This window comes from Candidatus Syntrophocurvum alkaliphilum, assembly GCF_009734445.1.
GTDB classification, from domain to species: Bacteria; Bacillota; Syntrophomonadia; order Syntrophomonadales; family Syntrophomonadaceae; genus Syntrophocurvum; species Syntrophocurvum alkaliphilum.
The window spans coordinates 2,248,406-2,266,134 of the sequence record NZ_CP046457.1 but is presented as its reverse complement, the minus strand read 5'-3'; the positions used below and the strand labels follow the sequence as shown (position 1 = coordinate 2,266,134).

Here is a 17,729-nt window from a genome sequence, read left to right as displayed (position 1 = left end):
TATTACCTCCTGTACTAAAATACATGGACTGTTTAATTATTATAATAATTACTCTAAATGTTGTTCTGTCAACGGGGAATTGGGTCAGACAAACTTAGAGCCTACCTTTTAATATTACCCAAAAATTATAGGCTTTGTCAATTAGACAGTTTATGTTTTTGTTTAATTTTTTAATATTCTACATACATTAAATATAACCCTTGTGGTGGTGCAGTTGATCCTGCAGCATTTCTATCTCTTGCTTTAATTATATCGTTTATATCATTTACTTTAATTTTTCCCCTCCCAACATCTACAACTGTTCCTACAATAATTCGCGCCATATTGTATAAAAAGCCATTTGCTTTTATATCAAATTTTAAATACGCATTCTTTTGTTGTAATTGACATACTTCTATCGTCCGTTCAAATGTTTTTACACTTGAACCACTTGAACAAAAAGATAAGAAATTATGTCTCCCTTCGAATTGTTTGCAAGCTTTTATCATATCATCTATATTAAGTGGTTCAGAGTTGCACCAAGCAAATTTTCTTAAAAAGGTTTTTCCACTATCTTTGGTATAAATGTAATAGCTATATTGTTTTTTTATAGCCTGAAACCTTGGATGAAAATCGGTTTCAACTTCTTTACTATTTAATATTCTTATATCTTCTGGTAATACACTGTTAAGTGCTAAATAAAACTTATCAGAAGGAATTTTAGCCTCTGTTTCAAAAGCTATTACTTGTCCTAAGGCATGTACCCCTCTGTCTGTTCTTCCTGCACTTATTATGGGGATTTTATGGCCTGTTAGCTTATATAAAGCATTTTCAATTGTATCTTGAATAGTATGAGCATTCTTTTGTGATTGAAATCCATGGTAATTACTACCATCATACTCAACAATCATTTTTATTTTACGCACAAATGTCCCCTCCGATCGGGGGGGACGGTTCCTTTGATATGTTTAAGAAAATATACCAAAGGAACCGTCCCCGTGATATACCGCCCCCGTACATCCCCGTGATATATTTATCTTAGTAGTAGAAGCACTATCCACATAAATATGATTAAAGCTATAACTGTATAGTCTAATTTAGTCATGTTTGGTTCGTTTAATCTAGTTCGCCCTTGTCCTCCTGTGTAGGCTCTCGATTCCATAGCTTCTGCTAAAGTCTCTGCACGTCTAAATGCATTAATTGTTAGAGGAGTAATAATGGCTAGTAGATTTTTAACACGTTTATAGATGTTTTTAGTTTTAAAATCAGTACCTCTAGCATTTTGTACCTGAATTATTCTTTGAGATTCTTCTGATAGCATTGGTAAAAATCTTAGTGCTATTGTCATAATCATAATAATCTCGTGAACTGGCATACCTAATCGCTTTAAGGGATTAAGTATTTTTTCTAAACCATAGGTTAAACTCATACTTGAAGTTGTTGTTGTAAGTAATAACGCAAACAGAATGATTATAATTAACTTTATACTTAAAATATAAGCAAATGTTATGCCTTCTTTAGATATGTTAATATTTTCCAAATAGATGTTGATAACTGGCTCACCCGGTGTAAAAAATGCCTGTATCAAAAACATAATAGCTATTATTATTATGAAAGGCTTTAAACCTTTTAGGTAAGTAGTTATTGGCACTTTGCTTAATATTATTAGTACTATATTTATGCCTAATAATACTACTAACTCTATTGTAGTTTGTAATGAAATAGCCGCTATCACACCAGACATGGTTACAATTATTTTAGTTCTAGGGTCCATTTGGTGTAGATATGAATTTTCGGGTATATATTGTCCAAAATTAATACCGGAAATCACTATTATTTCCTCTTTCATTTAGTGCTTTAATTATCTCATTACTTAAATCTTCAATATTTAATATGTTTTTTTCTAACTTAAAGCCTCTTTGTTTTAAGTTATTTGCTATATTCCTGATAGTAATAGGTTCTACTAAACCATTTTTTTCTGCTTGTTGTATGACTTCTAGAGCTGTACCTTTTAATGCAATTTCACCATTTGCCATGATTATTAGTTTATTACATACAGTTACTAGTTCCTCAATTTTGTGTGATACTAGAACCGATGTTATGCCTTCTAAATTATTAATTTCATTTATGTGGCTTAGAAGTTTTGTTCTACCTGTTGTATCTAGTCCAGTTGTTGGTTCATCAAAAAGTAAATATTTGGGCTTACAAGCTAATACACTAGCAATTGTAATTCTTTTTTTCTGCCCCGAGCTTAAGGTGAAAGGAGAGCGGTCTTTAAATTCATCAAATGACATATCTACTAAATCCAAGGCTTTAGTTACTCTTTTTTTTAGTTGTTCACCTTTCAGACCTATATTTTTTAAACCAAATGCTATTTCCTCAAAAACATTACGTTCAAATATTTGCAGTTCAGGATATTGAAATATCATCCCTACTTTATGTCTAAGCTCGGTTATTTGTGAACCTTTTAATTTGTTTACCGCTACACCATCAACAATGATATTGCCGCTATCAGGTTTTATTAAACCGTTCAGTGTTTGTAGTAGAGTTGATTTTCCTGAACCTGTTAAACCATATATACCTAGAATATCTCCTTGATTTATAGTTAAAGATACATTGTTTAGTGCTCGTTGCTCAAAAGGTGTTTTCTTTTGGTAGATTACAGAAACTTTTTCTACTTTAATTGACATAGTGCATCCACCAATTCTTCATCTTTTAGTATTGACTTATCTAAGGTAAATTTGCTTTTATTATTTACATTCTCTACAATTTTGCTTACATCTAAAGGTTCAACCCCTAATTTTTCAAGTAAGTTGCTTTGGGTTAAAACTTCTTTTGTTGGACCTTCTAAGACTATTTTTCCTTTATTAAGAACTATAGCCCTATCAGCAAAAATTGCTTCATCAGCATTATGTGTAATATTTATTAATGATTTATTTTCTTTTTTGTTTAGAGTTAGTAAGGTGTTTATTATGTCTTTCTTACTTTTAAAATCTAGCATTGTTGTAGGTTCATCAAGTACTAAGTAGCTAGGTTTTAATGCTAATACACCTGCTATACATATTTTTTGTTTTTGTCCCCCAGATAAAAGATTAGGAGGATATACATTGTATTCCTCCATTGATACCATCTTAAGAGCATTTTTAACTCTTTTTTTTATTTCTTTAGGGGATAAACCTAAATTTTCAGGACCGAATGCTATGTCTTCTTCTACAATTGATGCAACTATCTGATCATCTGGAGATGATACTAGTAATCCAACTTTTTGTTTTATTCTTTTGTTGTGCTTAGGTTTGCTAGTATCTAAACCATCTATAATTACTCTACCTTCAGTAGGAGTTAAGAGACCATTTAATAGTCTAGCTAATGTAGATTTTCCAGAACCATTGCTCCCTAGGATTGCTACATGTTCTCCATTATTGATGTGTAGATATATCTTATTTAATGCTAGATATTTGTTGTCATAAGAATAACTAACATTATCTAGTTGAATCATTTTAATCAACCAATTCTATAATTACCATTGGTGCACCATCGCCTTTTCTAGCACCCGTCTTAATTATTCTCGTATAGCCACCTTGACGATCTGTATACCTTTCAGCTAAATCGCTAAAAACCTTACTGACTGTATCTTCATTAAATAAGTAGGAAAGTGCTTGCCTTCTGGCATGTAAATCTCCTCTTTTCCCAAGTGTAATTATCTTTTCAGCACTTTTTCTAATTTCTTTTGCCCTAGATTCTGTTGTAACTATTTTTTCATGCTCTAGTAAAGACGTTACTGAATTTCTTAACATAGATCTTCTATGATCACTTCTAAATCCTAACTTTCTATAACTCACTGAGTCCCCTCCTTTCTAATCTTCTGGTTTCTTAAAGGAAAGATCTAGTTCTTTTAGTTTTCTTTCAATTTCCTCTAGCGATTTTTGTCCAAGGTTTCTTATTTTGCCCATCTCATCACGGGTTTTTTCTACAAGATCGCCTACTGAATTTATATTCGCTCTTTTTAAGCCATTTGAAGCACGTACTGATAATTCAAGTTCTTCAATTGACATTTCTAGTACTTTGTCTTTCTTCTCTTCTTCTTTTTCAACTAAAATTTCTACCTCTGAATAAGTATCATCTATTTCTGTAAAAAGTTTTAGATACTCTATCATAATTTGTGCTGATAAACTAACAGCTTCCTCAGGACTTATGCTTCCATTTGTCCACACTTCTAGAATTAAGCTGTCATAGTCAGTACGTTTTCCTACTCTAGCAGTGTCTACGGTGTAATTTACTCTTATAGCTGGAGTAAATATAGAATCAATGGGCAATAAGCCAACGATTTCATCGTTTTTTATTTCCTGCTGGTCTGCGCTTATGTATCCTCTACCACGTTCAACTGTCATTTCCATTTCTATTTTTCCATCTTCATCTAAAGTTGCTATGTGTAGATTTGGATTAAGTATTTCTACCTCAGCATCTGTTTCTATATCGCTAGCTGTTATTTCTTTTCTACCCTGTTGTGAAAGCCGTATTATCTTACGTTCGGTTCCATCATAACGTAATACCAGCTTTTTTAGATTAATGATTATTTCTGTGGTATCTTCTACAACTCCAGGAATAGTAGAAAATTCATGTAATACTCCATCAATCTTTATGGATGTAATAGCAGCCCCTGGAAGAGAAGATAGTAGTACTCTGCGCAAAGAATTACCCAAAGTGGTACCATAACCTCTTTCTAAAGGCTCAATCACAAATCGCCCATAATTGTTATCTGTTTTTTTTTCAACACATTCAATTCGGGGTTTTTCCATTTCTAGCATTAACTTATCCCCCTCCTTCTTTAGTTGAGATTTTGAAATTCTCTTTATCTGGAGTAAAGTTCTACAATTAGCTGCTCATTTACTGCAGTATCAATTTGATCTCTTTCCGGAAGATCTAATACTTTACCAGTTAAGTTGTCTACATCTACTTCCAACCATTCTGGAGGTGTTTTGTACGCAGCTTGAGCTTTAAGCTCCTGGAATTTCATTGAATCTCTACTGTTTTCTCTAACTTGTATTATATCACCAGATTTTACCATCATCGAGGGAATATTTGCTTTTCTCCCATTTAAGAGAAAATGACCATGATTGACTAGTTGACGAGCTTCTTTCCTTGATGAAGCAAAACCTAGTCTAAATACTATATTATCAAGACGTCTTTCTAATATTACTAATAAATTTTCACCAGTAATTCCTTTTTGACTATCAGCTTTTTGAAAGTAGTTATGGAACTGTTTTTCTAATACACCATAAATCCGCTTAGTTTTTTGTTTTTCTCTTAGCTGAAGACCATACTCACTAGGTTTTTGCCTACGCCCTTGACCATGTTCTCCAGGTATATAGCTTTTACGTTCTACCGCACACTTTTCAGAATAACATCTATCTCCTTTAAGAAATAATTTTTCTCCTTCGCGGCGGCACTGACGGCAAACTGCTGCTGTATATCTTCCCACTTAAACCAATACCTCCTTTTTTAAACTCTTCTTCTCTTAGGCGGTCTACAACCATTATGTGGAATAGGAGTTACATCCTTTATTGCACTTACTTCTAGACCTGCTGCCTGTAGAGATCTTATTGCTGCTTCTCGTCCCGCACCTGGACCTTTTACATAGCATTCTACCTCTTTCAAACCATGTTCCATAGCCGAATTAGCCGCAGATTCTGCAGCCTGCTGAGCAGCAAAAGGAGTGCTTTTTCTGGATCCTTTAAATCCAGAAGTACCTGCACTGGCCCAAGCAATTGCATTTCCTTGCTTATCAGTAATATTAATTATTGTATTGTTAAATGTTGATTTAATGTGAGCTACTCCTTGTTGGATGTTCTTTTTCTCACGCTTTTTTACCCTCGTCGTTGTTGTTTTCCTTGCCACTTAATTAATCCCCCTTTGGTTATTTTTTACGACCACCTGCTGTACGCTTTGGTCCTTTACGCGTACGAGCATTGGTTTTAGTTTGTTGTCCTCTAACCGGCAGACCACGACGATGGCGAAGACCTCTATAATTACCCATATCCATAAGTCTTTTAACATTCATGTTGACTTCACGACGAAGGTCTCCTTCTACCTGATAGGTTTTATCAATGATTTCTCTAAGCTTAGAAACTTCTTCCTCTGTTAAATCTTTTACTCTTGTAGCTTGATTTATACCTGCTTCTGCCAATATTTTCTGGGCTGAGGATCTACCTATCCCAAAAATATAGGTTAGTGATATTTCTACTCGCTTATCTCGAGGTAAGTCTACACCTGCTATTCTTGCCAAATTATTTCACCTCCAATTGATTATCCTTGTACCTGTTTATGCTTTGGGTTCTCACATATTACCCTTATTCTGCCTCTGCGTCGAATTACTTTGCATTTCTCGCATATTGGTTTAACTGATGGATTAACTTTCATCTTTTTTACCTCCTTAATACGGTGAAGAAAGTTTCCTACTTAAAGCGATATATAATTCTGCCACGGCTTAAATCGTAGGGTGATAATTCCACCATTACTCGATCACCTGGCAATATTCTTATAAAATTCATTCTCATTTTTCCAGATATATGGGCAAGGACCTTATGTCCGTTTTCGAGTTCTACTTTAAACATGGCATTTGGTAGTGGTTCAAGAACTTTCCCTTCAACCTCTATAACATCATCCTTAGCCATTTCAGACCTCCTTCCCATTAGTTTCTCTGGCATCCATTATTTTTTTAAGATTTTTTCTTATTATATGATTATCTGGATTTATTCCTTTGTTCAAATATTCTACTACATCATCTGCTACAAAGTTTGTAAATTGCAGATGCCTAATATTTTTCATTTTAGGACTTTCTACTTTACGTAAATCTCCATCGACAATCATCACATATTTTTCATTTATTACCTCTATAACAACAAAGGATTTTCCTTTATCACGACCGGCTTTTGATATTACTATCTGCCCTAAATCTGTATTTAGAATTTTTGGTCCACCCCCATTACCTTAAGGTAAGTATCTCTGGTCCATTATTAGTAATAGCAATACTATGCTCAAAATGAGCTGAGTATTTGCCATCCTTAGTTACAACTGTCCACTCATCTAATTTGGTATATACTTGATGTGTTCCTATATTAACCATAGGTTCAATCGCTATAGTCATACCCTCTTTTAAAACTGGACCTCGATTAGGGTTTCCATAGTTTGGTACAGGAGGATCTTCATGCATATTTCTTCCTATTCCATGTCCTACAAAATCTTTTACTACAGAAAAGCCGTTTTTTTCAGCATGTTCCTGTATTGTACTTGATACCATACCAAGTTTATTTCCAACCTTAGCTTGTTCAATCCCTTTCATTAAAGATTCTTCAGTTGTTTTTAATAGCTTTTTAACAAGGGGATCAACATTTCCTACAGGAACTGTAATAGCCGAGTCTCCCACAAATCCTTCTAGCAACACTCCGAAGTCTACACTTATAATGTCACCTTCAATTAGTTTTCGGTTACTTGGTATACCATGCACAACTTCTTCATTGACAGATGCACAGATTAAACCTGGAAAAGGTCTTCCGCCTTTTGGATTAGGATAATCCTTAAATACAGGCTTAGCACCCTTTTTTTTGGTTTCTTCTTCAGCTATAGCATTTAGCTTTTTTGTTGTAATTCCAGGTTTAACTGCTGCTTCTATAAGCCTTAGTACATGTGCAACGAACTGCCCGGCTATTTTCATTTTTTTTATTTCTTGTTCGTTTTTTATAACTATCATTTACTACTCCCTAGTATATTCTGGATATCTGCAAACACTTCCTCTGTAGAGCGATTGCCATCTAAATTATAAAGTATTCCTTGCTTCTCATAATAATCTAGTACAGGATTTGTTTGTTCTAAATAAACTTCTAATCTTTTGTTAACAGTTTCACCCTTATCATCATCTCTTTCAATAAGTTCTTCTCCACATTTTTCACACTTATTTCCAGATGATGAAGGATTAAACTTTTTATTAAATACTGACTTACAATCTTTACAGGTGACTCTTGCAGGTAACCTCTCAAGTAGAATCTCCTTAGGTACAGAAAAGTTTATAACTGACTGTATATTCACATTCATATCTTTTAAGGCTTCATCAAGGGCTTCTGCTTGAATTTTAGTTCTTGGAAAACCATCTAACATAAAGCCTTTTTGGCAATCAGGTTGTGATAGTCTTTCCTTTACTATACCGATTGTTATTTCATCTGGAACTAGATTTCCTTCATCCATATATTTTTTAGCTTCATTTCCCAATTCCGTTCCGTTACTTACTGCTTCTCTAAACATATCCCCGGTGGATATATGTGGAATTGAATATTCTTTCTTAATTAGTTCCGATTGGGTTCCCTTGCCTGCTCCGGGAGGGCCCATTAATATAACGTTCATCAAATCATCTCCTATTTCACGAAACCTTGATAACTTCTTAGTAGTAAATGTGATTCGATTTGCTTCATTGTATCAAGAGCAACACCAACCATGATGAGTAGAGATGTACCTCCAAACATTAGACTAGTTATACCCGTTAAGCCAATAACAAAGTTTGGTAAAATAGCTATTAAAGCAAGGAACGTACCACCTGCAAGTGTTAAACGAGTTAGCACTTTGTCTATATGCTCAGCAGTTGGTCTACCAGGCCTTATACCAGGTATAAATCCTCCATATTTTTTAACATTGTCGGCGACATCTGCTGGGTTAAATATTATTGCTACATAAAAGTAAGTAAAAAATACTATTAACACAGCATAAATAGCATTATATGCAACACTGCCAAAATGGAAGTACTCATTTAAAAATTGATTAAATCCGGACGCCTGATCGCCCCACATAGCAATAGTTGCCGGAAACATCATTAATGACATTGCAAATATTATTGGTATAACACCTGCTGCATTAACCTTTAGTGGTAAAAATGTGCTCTGTCCACCATACATTTTTCTACCTACCACACGTTTTGCATATTGTACCGGTATTCGCCTTTGACCTTCATTTACAGCTACTATAGATGCTATTATCAATAACGCAATAATAATGAATAAGAGAATGTTGAACCAGCCAACAATACCACCAGCAATTTCCTGAGATAAATTTGATAGTTGTCTAGGTATTCCTGAAACAATACCAGCAAAGATTATTAAAGATATACCATTGCCTATTCCTTTTTCAGTTATCATCTCACCTATCCACATTAACATTGCAGTACCTGCTGTTAAGGATACAACAATTATCATAACGGATGTAAATCCAGGATCTATTATCGCACCAAATCTACTTAGAGCAACTGACATACCTATTGCTTGAATAAATGCTAAGAAAACAGTACCGTAACGAATATACTGTTGAATTTGCTTTTGTCCTTCTTCTCCTTCTTTAGCCATTTGGTCAAGTCTAGGTATAATAACACGTAGGAGCTGCATGATAATTGATGCATTAATATATGGAGTGATACTCATAGCAAATATACTAAATCGCAAAAAAGCTCCTCCAGATATTATGTCAAAAAAACCAAACAATTGACCTTTTAACAATTCCTGCATTACATTAGCATCAACGCCCGGGACTGGCACGTGAGCACCTATTCTAAATACAAGTATCATCAATAAAGTAAACAAGAGTTTTGTTCTCAGGTCTCCTACTTTAAAGGCCTGTTGAAATGACCCAAGCATTAAATCACCTCAACCTTGCCGCCCTTGGCCAAGATTTTCTCTTCTGCTTGTTTACTTATTTTATTAACTTTTATAGTTAACTTCTTTTCTAGCTCACCATCACCTAGTATTTTCACTCCATTTTTTACAGACTTAACTAAACCTGATTGTTTTAGAAGGTCAATGGTTACTTCTGTACCGTCATCAAACCTGTTAAGATCACCTACATTTACTATGTCGTATTCTTTTCTAAACTTATTGGTAAATCCTCTCTTTGGAATACGTCGAATTAAAGGCATTTGTCCACCTTCAAAACCAGGTCTTACTCCACCACCTGAGCGAGAATTTTGCCCATTATGTCCTCTAGTCGATGTTTTTCCATGACCAGATGATGGGCCTCTTCCAACTCTTTTTTTGCGTTTATTTGCACCTGATGGAGATTTTAGTTCATGTATTTTCACATTAAAACCTCCTTAATTAATCTATCTCTTCAATGCTGACTAGATGCTTTACTTTGTTAACCTGTCCTCTTATCTCTGGACTATCTTCTTTTATAACTGTTTGATTAAGCTTTTTTAAACCTAAGCTTTTAACAGTTGCTTTTTGGGTCTCAGGACAACCAATAACGCTTTTCACTAACGTTATCTTTAACTGTTTAGCCAAGTTTATCCCTCCCTATCCCATTAACTCATCTATTGATTTGCCGCGTTTCCTTGCAACTTCTTCTGCATACTTTAAGTTTTTAAGTCCTTCCATTGTTGCATGAACTATATTATTAGAGTTAGCTGATCCTAAAGATTTAGTTAATACGTCTTTTACTCCTACAGATTCGAGAACAGCTCTTACTGGACCACCTGCTATAACTCCTGTACCAGGAGATGCTGGCTTTAATAAAACCTGACCTGCTCCAAACTTTCCTATTATTTCATGAGGAATAGTTCTTTGGTCAATTAATGGCACCTTTATCATATTTTTTTTAGCATCTTCAACAGCTTTTCTAATAGCTTCAGGAACCTCAGTAGCTTTACCTTTACCAGTGCCAACGGAACCTTCGCCATCACCAACTACTACTAATGCACTAAAGCTGAACCTACGTCCACCTTTAACAACTTTGGCAACCCTTCTAATATTAACAACCTTTTCAATTAGTTCTGGGCTAGCCTGATCTCTTTCAGTCATCTTTTCCCTCCTAGCCTAAATTTAACTTCTAGAATTCAAGTCCTTTTTCTCTTGCTGCATCAGCTAATGCAGCTATTCGACCATGATAAATATATCCGTTTCTATCAAAAACAATTTTAGTAACACCTTTAGATTTAGCTTTTTCTGCAATACTATCACCTACACGCTTTGCCGCTTCAACACTTATGTTTCCTCTGAATTCTTGTAAATCACTCTCGAGAGTTGAGGCAGTTGCTAGGGTGATACCATTTTCATCATCTATTAATTGTGCATAAATGTTTTTGCTACTTTTGAATACACATAGTCTTGGTTTGTCCGGAGTTCCGGATATTTTTTTGCGAATTCTTTTATGTTTTCCATACCTAGTTTCTTTTTTACTAGCTTTGTTGATCAAATATGGTCACTCCCTCCGCTAATTATTTAGCCCCTGCTTTACCAGCTTTACGTCTTATTACCTCATTCTCATATTTAATGCCTTTCCCTTTATAAGGTTCAGGTTTTCTAATTGCTCTTATATCAGCAGCCGTATTACCAACTAATTGCTTATCTATACCTTTAACAGTAATCTTGGTGTTAGCCGGCACTTCAAATTCAATACCTGCTGGAGCTTCGATTTCAACTGGGTGAGAATATCCTACATTTAAAACTAATTTATTTCCTTGCATCTGAGCACGGTATCCTACACCAACTAGCTCTAGTTTCTTTTCAAAACCTTTGCTAACTCCTTCTACCATATTAGCAATTAAAGCTTGACTAAGACCATGAAAAGCTCTATTTTTCTTCAAATCATTAGGTCTAGATACTTTAACTACATTATCTTCCTGACTTACTGTTATAACTGCAGGAATATTTTGACTTAATTCTCCTTTAGGTCCTTTTACTGTTACTTTATTATCTTCTACCTTAAGTTCTACGCCTTTGGGTAGACTGATAGGCTTTTTACCAATTCTTGACATTGTTTAATCCTCCTTCAGCTACCATATATAACATACAACTTCGCCACCTAATCCACTTTTTCTGGCGTTTTTGTCTGTCATTATTCCTTTGGATGTTGATATAACTGCTGTTCCAAGGCCCCCTAAAACACGAGGAATCTCATCTTTTTTCACGTATACTCTCAACCCTGGTTTGCTAATTCTTTTTAGTCCAGTGATAACTTTTTCTTTGTTGTTTCCATATTTGAGGTATACTCTAATAATTCCTTGTTTACCATCTTCAATATATTCATAATCCTTGATGTACCCATCTTCTTTCATAATATCAGCAATAGAAAGTTTAACTTTTGAACTGGGTACTTCAACGGTTTCATGCATGACCATATTGCCGTTTCTGATTCTAGTCAGAAAATCTGCTATGGGATCAGTCATGACCATAATCTATACCTCCTTTTTTAGCGACCTACCAGCTAGCCTTTGTTACACCAGGAATTTCACCTTTATGGGCTAGCTCTCTGAAACATACTCTGCACATACCAAATTTTCGCATATATGCCCTAGGTCTTCCGCATATTTTACATCTATTGTATTCTCTAACTTTGAACTTTTGTTTGCGCCTTTGTTTAGCAATCATTGCTTTTTTGGCCATTAAAATAACCTCCTATCTAAATGGCATTTTCATGCTTCTAAGCAGTTCTCTAGCTTCTTCGTCGGTTGGGGCCGTAGTAATGATTGAAACTTCTATGCCTCGTATTTTGTCGATGTTGTCATATTCAATTTCGGGGAATATTGTTTGTTCCTTTATACCTAGTGAATAGTTTCCACGACCATCAAATGCTTGAGGTGAAACCCCTCTAAAATCACGCACACGAGGTAATACTATGTTTATCAATTTATCAAGAAAGTCATACATTCTTTCGCCTCTTAAAGTAACTTTGCACCCTATTGGCATGCCTTGTCTAATCTTAAATCCAGCTATAGATTTCTTGGCTTTTGTAACTATAGGCTTTTGACCTGATATCACAACTAAATCATTAATTGCTCCATCAAGTGCCTTAGGATTTTGTACGGCTTCCCCTACTCCTATGTTAAGAACTATTTTCTCAACTTTTGGTACCTGCATCACACTTTTATACTGAAATTTATCCATTAATTTTGGCACTATTTCTTGTCTATACTCGTCGTATAACCTAGCCATTTACTAGTTGTTCCTCCTTTCCTGGAGTTTAATCTAAGATTTCTCCGCATTGTTTACAATATCTTACTTTTTCTTGTTGGTCTGAAATTTTGTTTCCTATACGTGTTGGTTTATCACATTTAATACAAAGCACCATAACATTTGAAGCATTTAGTGGTGCTTCAACATTCATAATTCCACCCTGTGGTAATTGTCTTGATGGTTTTTGATGTTTCTTAACTCTATTTACACCCTCAATAACAACACGGTTTTCTCTAGGGATAACTCTTAATACTTTTCCAGATTTTCCAGTGTCCTTACCAGTCATAACCATTACCATATCGCCTTTTTTAATCTTCATTCTTACACCTCCGTCTCCTAAAGGGTTTCCGGTGCTAATGACACTATCTTCATGAAATTTCTTTCCCTTAGCTCTCTGGCTACTGGTCCGAAGATACGTGTGCCTTTGGGATTATTGTTCTCATCTATTATTACTGCTGCATTTTCCGAAAAAGAAATATAAGAACCGTCATTTCTTCTTATTTCTTTTTTAGTTCTCACTATAACAGCTCTTACTACATCACCCTTTTTCACGACACCACCTGGGGATGCTTCTTTAACACTAGCAACTATAACATCACCTATTGTTGCATATTTGCGTCCAGATCCGCCTAAAACTTTTATACATAAAATCTTTTTTGCCCCAGTGTTATCTCCAACCTGTAGCTTTGTCTCCTGTTGAATCACAGTGTAAACCTCCCTTCGCAAACCAAACTATTGTAATGTCTTGGCTTTACGAACTATTTCTATTAAATTCCATCTTTTGTCTTTGCTCAAGGGGCGTGTTTCTATGATTTTTACTATATCGCCAATTTTAGCTTCATTATTTTCATCATGAGCCTTAAATTTTTTATTTGTTCTTATAGTCTTTTTATATAATGGATGTTTTTTTGTAGTTTCAACACTTACAGTTATAGTTTTATCCATTTTGTCACTAGTAACAGTGCCCTGCCTAATCTTTCTTATATTTTCGGCCACCCTTAGACCTCCTTTTATATGTTACTGCTGTCTTGCAAGTTCTCTTTGACGTAATATAGTTTTGCATCTAGCAATACTTTTCTTAACATCTCTAATTCTCATTGGATTATCTAACTGTCCTGTAGCCAGTTGAAAGCGAAGATTAAATAGCTCTTCTTTATAATCCGAAACCTTTTTTCTTAATTCGTCATCGGTTAATTCCCTAGCTTGTTTAGCTTTCACTGACCTCACCACCCATTTCTTCTCTTTTTACGAATTTGCACTTTACTGGAAGCTTGTGTGAGGCTAACCTCATTGCTTCACGTGCTAATTCTTCACTTACTCCGGCTAGTTCAAACATAACTCTACCTGGCTTTACTACTGCTATCCAATGTTCTGGAGTTCCTTTTCCTTTACCCATACGCGTTTCTGCAGGTTTTGCTGTAATTGGGCGGTCAGGAAATATTTTTATCCAAACTTTTCCGCCCCTTTTAACATGTCTCGTAATTGCTATACGCGCTGCTTCTATTTGTCTATTAGTAATCCAAGCTGGTCCTACTGCTTGAAGACCATAGTCACCATACGTAACAGCATTACCTTTATTTGCTTTTCCTTTAAGGCTAGGACGGTGTTGTCTTCTGTATTTTATTCTTTTTGGGGTAAGCATTATTTATCTGCCTCCTCCGCTTGTTTCTCTGTTGGTTTTTGCTTAGGCATAGGTACTATCTCCCCACGATTAATCCATACCTTAATTCCTATCTTTCCATAAGTAGTGTCTGCTTCAGCAAAACCATAATCTATATCAGCTCTTAAAGTGTGAAGTGGCACTTTTCCTTCTGCATACCATTCAGTTCTAGCTATTTCTGCACCACCTAATCTTCCTGAAATGGCAACTCTAATGCCTTGGGCTCCAACTCTCATAGTTCTGCCTACCGATTGTCTTAGTGCTCTACGGAAAGATATTCTTTTTTCAATTTGCTGTGCAATATTTTCTGCAACGATCTGCGCATCTAATTCTGGTTTTTTTATTTCTTGAATATTAATATTTATATTTTTGCCTGTTAACTTGGCTAAATCAGATTTCAGTTGTTCTACTTCTTTTCCTCCGCGGCCAATAACTATCCCAGGCTTTGCGGTATGAATAGTTAAACGTATTCTGTTGCCTGTTCTTTCAATTTGTACTTTGGAGATACCGGCTGTATAAAAACGGTCTTTTACATAATTTCTTATTTTATAATCTTCATGTAAAAGATCAGTATAATCCCTATCTGCATACCAATTTGAATCCCAACCACGTATAACTCCAATTCTAAAACCTTTTGGATGAACCTTTTGACCCACTATTTAACCTCCCTTTCACTCAGCACAACAGTAATATGGCTGGTTCTATGACGTCTAATATCAGCTCTTCCATAAGCCCTGGGCCTCATTCTTTTAATAGTAGGGCCTTCATCTATATAAATTTCTGATACGTAAAGTTCCTCTGTATCCATATCATAATTATGCTCTGCGTTAGCCATCGCTGATTTGAGTACTTTTCCTATTACAGGAGCGGACCTTTTGTTTGTATATCTAAGTATTCCTATTGCTTCATTAATATCTTTACCTCTAACTAAGTCAGCTACTTGGCGAGCTTTAAAAGGAGATATCCGCATATATCGGGCAACAGCTCTAGCTTCCATGTACTTTTCCTCCTTTCTACTTTGCTCTACTCGCTTTTTCAGATTTATCTGCATGGCCTCTATAAGTGCGCGTAGGAGCAAATTCGCCTAATTTCATTCCTACCATATCTTCAGTTATATATACTGGTATATGTTTGCGGCCATCATGTACTGCTATTGTGTGACCTATCATTTGGGGCATAACAGTTGAACGTCTTGACCAAGTTTTCAAAACTTTTTTCTTACCTGTTTCATTAATTTCGTCTATTCTTTTTAGAAGCTTTTCCTCACAATAAGGTCCTTTTTTTAGTGACCTACCCATTTAAAGACCTCCTTTATTTGCGTTTCCGCACTATCATGTTATCAGATGGTTTTTTTCTACGAGTTTTACCACCTATAGCAATTTTACCCCATGGTGATACTGGATATTTTCTACCAACTGGTGCTCTACCTTCACCACCACCATGTGGATGGTCAGCAGGGTTCATAACTGATCCTCTAACTGTTGGTCTCTTACCTAACCAGCGTGATTTTCCAGCTTTACCAATGGTTTGGTTTTCATATTCTAAATTCCCAACTTGACCTATAGTAGCTCTACATGTAGTAAGTATTAATCTTACTTCTCCTGAAGGTAGTCTTACATGTGCGTATTTTCCTTCTTTAGCCATTAACTGTGCAGCTGCACCAGCTGATCTTGCTATTTGACCACCTTTACCAGGTCTTAGCTCTATGTTGTGTATAAGCGAACCAGTGGGTATATCTTTTAAGGGTAATGTATTTCCTACTTTAATATCCGCACCTGAACCTGAAACTACAAATTCGCCTACCTTTAGATTATTTGGTGCAATTATATATGCTTTAGCACCGTCAGCATAATGTAATAATGCTATATTTGCTGAACGATTTGGATCATATTCAATAGCTGCTACTTTAGCAGGAACATCATCTTTAATCCGTTTAAAATCTATAATGCGATAAAGACGTTTATGACCGCCACCACGATGTCTAACTGTTATACGACCGTTAACATTTCTACCAGCTTTACTCTTTAAAGGTGCTGTAAGACTCTTTTCAGGTTCAGTCTTAGTTATTTCGTCATAACTTAATGTGGTCATATGTCTTCTACTTGGGGTTATAGGTCTGTATTTTTTTATAGCCATTTCTTTGTTTTTCCCTCCTTACAGCAAAGGTGAAACTCTCTTACATACCTTCAAAAATTCTAATTTTGTCACCCGATTTTAGTGTTACTATGGCTTTTTTACGATCAGGTTTTTTACCTTCAAATCTTCCCATGCGTTTGGGTTTGCCTTTCACATTTATTGTACGTACTTTTTCTACTCTTACCTTAAATATTTTCTCAATTGCAGTTTTTATTTCGGATTTGTTAGCTTTTTTGTCAACTATAAATGTATACTTGTCTTCATTTAAAAGATCCATTGATCTCTCTGAAATTACAGGCTTAATAATAATATCGCGGTAATCCTTCATTTAGGCAAACACCTCCTCTACTCTGTTCACTGCATCCTTGGTGATGAGTAAAGTATCATGTTTTAGTAAATCAAATACATTAATATAATCTGCTTTAAGTGATTTTACCCCTGGTATATTGCGGGCTGATTTATAAACATTTGCATCATTATCTGCAGTTACTAATAATGTCTTATTACTAGCTTTAAGAGACTCTAATGTTTGTATCATTTTTTTTGTTTTGGGTTCATCAAACTTTAATTCGTCTACTATGATAATCATGTTTTCTTTCACCTTGATTGAAAGTGCAGACTTCATGGCTAAACGTCTTACTTTCTTAGGAAGCTTATATGAATAATCTCTAGGCTTAGGTCCAAATACTATGCCACCACCAGTCCATATAGGATTCCGGGCACTCCCTACGCGTGCACGTCCAGTTCCTTTTTGTCTCCACGGCTTTCGTCCGCCACCTCTTACCTCTGCCCTTGTTTTGGTAGATGCAGTTCCTACCCTTTTATTTGCAAGCTGCATTTTTATAAAGTCATGTAGAACGGCTTCATTTGGCTCTATTCCAAAAACACTGTCATTTAGCTCAATATCTCCAACTTGGGCCCCGTTCATATCATATATTGCAACTTTAGGCATCTTTCTAACCTCCTTCGCA

34 protein-coding genes are annotated in these 17,729 nt (G+C 35.3%); all 34 read right to left on the bottom strand.

The features are described from left to right. Positions 1 to 170 precede the first annotated feature (170 nt). Complete coding sequence (truA, locus tag SYNTR_RS11040) at positions 171 to 905, bottom strand: tRNA pseudouridine(38-40) synthase TruA (RefSeq protein ID WP_156204559.1); 735 nt, start codon at positions 903 to 905, stop codon at positions 171 to 173. A gap of 107 nt (positions 906 to 1,012) precedes the next feature. Continuing rightward, positions 1,013 to 1,828 (bottom strand): energy-coupling factor transporter transmembrane component T family protein, encoded by an 816-nt coding sequence (locus tag SYNTR_RS11035; RefSeq protein ID WP_156204558.1) that lies wholly within the window; start codon positions 1,826 to 1,828, stop codon positions 1,013 to 1,015. Then, positions 1,794 to 2,669 carry an ATP-binding cassette domain-containing protein gene (locus tag SYNTR_RS11030; RefSeq protein ID WP_156204557.1) on the bottom strand — a complete coding sequence of 292 codons (876 nt, stop codon included), beginning with the start codon at positions 2,667 to 2,669 and terminating at the stop codon, positions 1,794 to 1,796. Before SYNTR_RS11030 ends, SYNTR_RS11035 begins: the two co-directional genes overlap by 35 nt. Then, the gene (locus SYNTR_RS11025; protein WP_243140287.1) at positions 2,654 to 3,475 is read right to left on the bottom strand and encodes an energy-coupling factor transporter ATPase; all 822 of its coding nucleotides are present in this window, start codon (positions 3,473 to 3,475) and stop codon (positions 2,654 to 2,656) included. The genes SYNTR_RS11030 and SYNTR_RS11025 overlap by 16 nt, the downstream gene beginning before the upstream one ends. 1 nt (position 3,476) lies before the next feature. Then, positions 3,477 to 3,818 (bottom strand): 50S ribosomal protein L17, encoded by a 342-nt coding sequence (rplQ, locus tag SYNTR_RS11020; protein WP_156204556.1) that lies wholly within the window; start codon positions 3,816 to 3,818, stop codon positions 3,477 to 3,479. 15 nt (positions 3,819 to 3,833) lie between these two features. Further along, complete coding sequence (locus SYNTR_RS11015) at positions 3,834 to 4,784, bottom strand: DNA-directed RNA polymerase subunit alpha (RefSeq protein WP_156204555.1); 951 nt, start codon at positions 4,782 to 4,784, stop codon at positions 3,834 to 3,836. 44 nt (positions 4,785 to 4,828) lie between these two features. Further along, positions 4,829 to 5,458, bottom strand: a complete 630-nt coding sequence (gene rpsD, locus SYNTR_RS11010) for a 30S ribosomal protein S4 (RefSeq protein ID WP_156204554.1) — start codon at positions 5,456 to 5,458, stop codon at positions 4,829 to 4,831. Between the two features lie 20 nt (positions 5,459 to 5,478). After that, a complete protein-coding gene (gene rpsK / locus SYNTR_RS11005; RefSeq protein WP_156204553.1) occupies positions 5,479 to 5,874 on the bottom strand; it encodes a 30S ribosomal protein S11 in 396 nt (131 codons plus the stop codon). A 19-nt stretch (positions 5,875 to 5,893) separates the two neighbouring features. Next, a complete protein-coding gene (rpsM, locus tag SYNTR_RS11000; protein WP_156204552.1) occupies positions 5,894 to 6,262 on the bottom strand; it encodes a 30S ribosomal protein S13 in 369 nt (122 codons plus the stop codon). Between the two features lie 20 nt (positions 6,263 to 6,282). Then, on the bottom strand, positions 6,283 to 6,396 hold the full coding sequence (gene rpmJ, locus SYNTR_RS10995; protein ID WP_156204551.1) for a 50S ribosomal protein L36: 114 nt from the start codon (positions 6,394 to 6,396) through the stop codon (positions 6,283 to 6,285). A gap of 35 nt (positions 6,397 to 6,431) precedes the next feature. Continuing rightward, the gene (infA, locus tag SYNTR_RS10990) at positions 6,432 to 6,650 is read right to left on the bottom strand and encodes a translation initiation factor IF-1 (protein ID WP_156204550.1); all 219 of its coding nucleotides are present in this window, start codon (positions 6,648 to 6,650) and stop codon (positions 6,432 to 6,434) included. A gap of 1 nt (position 6,651) precedes the next feature. Then, the gene (locus tag SYNTR_RS10985; protein WP_197079119.1) at positions 6,652 to 6,846 is read right to left on the bottom strand and encodes a KOW domain-containing RNA-binding protein; all 195 of its coding nucleotides are present in this window, start codon (positions 6,844 to 6,846) and stop codon (positions 6,652 to 6,654) included. A 115-nt stretch (positions 6,847 to 6,961) separates the two neighbouring features. Then, positions 6,962 to 7,726, bottom strand: coding sequence for a type I methionyl aminopeptidase (map, locus tag SYNTR_RS10980; RefSeq protein ID WP_156204548.1), 765 nt, complete (start codon positions 7,724 to 7,726; stop codon positions 6,962 to 6,964). After that, entirely contained in the window at positions 7,723 to 8,373 is a 651-nt protein-coding gene (locus tag SYNTR_RS10975) for an adenylate kinase (protein ID WP_156204547.1), read from the bottom strand. Before SYNTR_RS10975 ends, map begins: the two co-directional genes overlap by 4 nt. A gap of 11 nt (positions 8,374 to 8,384) precedes the next feature. Next, a complete protein-coding gene (secY, locus tag SYNTR_RS10970) occupies positions 8,385 to 9,650 on the bottom strand; it encodes a preprotein translocase subunit SecY (protein ID WP_156204546.1) in 1,266 nt (421 codons plus the stop codon). Continuing rightward, positions 9,650 to 10,090, bottom strand: a complete 441-nt coding sequence (rplO, locus tag SYNTR_RS10965) for a 50S ribosomal protein L15 (protein ID WP_156204545.1) — start codon at positions 10,088 to 10,090, stop codon at positions 9,650 to 9,652. Before rplO ends, secY begins: the two co-directional genes overlap by 1 nt. A gap of 16 nt (positions 10,091 to 10,106) precedes the next feature. Beyond that, entirely contained in the window at positions 10,107 to 10,292 is a 186-nt protein-coding gene (gene rpmD / locus SYNTR_RS10960; RefSeq protein ID WP_156204544.1) for a 50S ribosomal protein L30, read from the bottom strand. Positions 10,293 to 10,304: 12 nt separating this feature from the next. After that, positions 10,305 to 10,808 (bottom strand): 30S ribosomal protein S5, encoded by a 504-nt coding sequence (gene rpsE, locus SYNTR_RS10955; protein WP_156204543.1) that lies wholly within the window; start codon positions 10,806 to 10,808, stop codon positions 10,305 to 10,307. A gap of 28 nt (positions 10,809 to 10,836) precedes the next feature. Beyond that, the gene (rplR, locus tag SYNTR_RS10950; RefSeq protein WP_156204542.1) at positions 10,837 to 11,202 is read right to left on the bottom strand and encodes a 50S ribosomal protein L18; all 366 of its coding nucleotides are present in this window, start codon (positions 11,200 to 11,202) and stop codon (positions 10,837 to 10,839) included. A 22-nt stretch (positions 11,203 to 11,224) separates the two neighbouring features. Further along, positions 11,225 to 11,764, bottom strand: coding sequence for a 50S ribosomal protein L6 (rplF, locus tag SYNTR_RS10945; RefSeq protein WP_156204541.1), 540 nt, complete (start codon positions 11,762 to 11,764; stop codon positions 11,225 to 11,227). 18 nt (positions 11,765 to 11,782) lie between these two features. Next, positions 11,783 to 12,181, bottom strand: coding sequence for a 30S ribosomal protein S8 (gene rpsH / locus SYNTR_RS10940; RefSeq protein WP_156204540.1), 399 nt, complete (start codon positions 12,179 to 12,181; stop codon positions 11,783 to 11,785). A gap of 25 nt (positions 12,182 to 12,206) precedes the next feature. Continuing rightward, positions 12,207 to 12,392, bottom strand: coding sequence for a type Z 30S ribosomal protein S14 (locus SYNTR_RS10935; protein WP_156204539.1), 186 nt, complete (start codon positions 12,390 to 12,392; stop codon positions 12,207 to 12,209). Between the two features lie 12 nt (positions 12,393 to 12,404). Then, on the bottom strand, positions 12,405 to 12,941 hold the full coding sequence (gene rplE / locus SYNTR_RS10930; protein WP_156204538.1) for a 50S ribosomal protein L5: 537 nt from the start codon (positions 12,939 to 12,941) through the stop codon (positions 12,405 to 12,407). Positions 12,942 to 12,969: 28 nt separating this feature from the next. Then, positions 12,970 to 13,281, bottom strand: a complete 312-nt coding sequence (gene rplX, locus SYNTR_RS10925) for a 50S ribosomal protein L24 (RefSeq protein WP_156204537.1) — start codon at positions 13,279 to 13,281, stop codon at positions 12,970 to 12,972. A gap of 17 nt (positions 13,282 to 13,298) precedes the next feature. Next, a complete protein-coding gene (gene rplN / locus SYNTR_RS10920) occupies positions 13,299 to 13,667 on the bottom strand; it encodes a 50S ribosomal protein L14 (RefSeq protein ID WP_156204536.1) in 369 nt (122 codons plus the stop codon). A 27-nt stretch (positions 13,668 to 13,694) separates the two neighbouring features. Further along, positions 13,695 to 13,907, bottom strand: a complete 213-nt coding sequence (rpsQ, locus tag SYNTR_RS10915) for a 30S ribosomal protein S17 (protein ID WP_478210249.1) — start codon at positions 13,905 to 13,907, stop codon at positions 13,695 to 13,697. A 72-nt stretch (positions 13,908 to 13,979) separates the two neighbouring features. Then, positions 13,980 to 14,180, bottom strand: coding sequence for a 50S ribosomal protein L29 (gene rpmC / locus SYNTR_RS10910; RefSeq protein WP_156204534.1), 201 nt, complete (start codon positions 14,178 to 14,180; stop codon positions 13,980 to 13,982). Continuing rightward, entirely contained in the window at positions 14,170 to 14,604 is a 435-nt protein-coding gene (gene rplP / locus SYNTR_RS10905) for a 50S ribosomal protein L16 (RefSeq protein ID WP_156204533.1), read from the bottom strand. Before rplP ends, rpmC begins: the two co-directional genes overlap by 11 nt. Next, positions 14,604 to 15,278 carry a 30S ribosomal protein S3 gene (gene rpsC, locus SYNTR_RS10900; RefSeq protein ID WP_156204532.1) on the bottom strand — a complete coding sequence of 225 codons (675 nt, stop codon included), beginning with the start codon at positions 15,276 to 15,278 and terminating at the stop codon, positions 14,604 to 14,606. The genes rplP and rpsC overlap by 1 nt, the downstream gene beginning before the upstream one ends. Beyond that, positions 15,278 to 15,619: a 50S ribosomal protein L22 gene (rplV, locus tag SYNTR_RS10895; RefSeq protein WP_156204531.1), complete on the bottom strand. Its 342-nt coding sequence runs from the start codon at positions 15,617 to 15,619 to the stop codon at positions 15,278 to 15,280. Before rplV ends, rpsC begins: the two co-directional genes overlap by 1 nt. A gap of 16 nt (positions 15,620 to 15,635) precedes the next feature. Further along, positions 15,636 to 15,920, bottom strand: a complete 285-nt coding sequence (gene rpsS, locus SYNTR_RS10890) for a 30S ribosomal protein S19 (protein ID WP_156204530.1) — start codon at positions 15,918 to 15,920, stop codon at positions 15,636 to 15,638. Positions 15,921 to 15,933: 13 nt separating this feature from the next. Then, positions 15,934 to 16,758, bottom strand: a complete 825-nt coding sequence (rplB, locus tag SYNTR_RS10885) for a 50S ribosomal protein L2 (RefSeq protein ID WP_156204529.1) — start codon at positions 16,756 to 16,758, stop codon at positions 15,934 to 15,936. Positions 16,759 to 16,798: 40 nt separating this feature from the next. Then, entirely contained in the window at positions 16,799 to 17,086 is a 288-nt protein-coding gene (gene rplW / locus SYNTR_RS10880; RefSeq protein ID WP_156204528.1) for a 50S ribosomal protein L23, read from the bottom strand. Beyond that, complete coding sequence (rplD, locus tag SYNTR_RS10875) at positions 17,087 to 17,710, bottom strand: 50S ribosomal protein L4 (RefSeq protein WP_156204527.1); 624 nt, start codon at positions 17,708 to 17,710, stop codon at positions 17,087 to 17,089. It lies immediately after the preceding gene. Between the last annotated feature and the right edge of the window lie 19 nt (positions 17,711 to 17,729).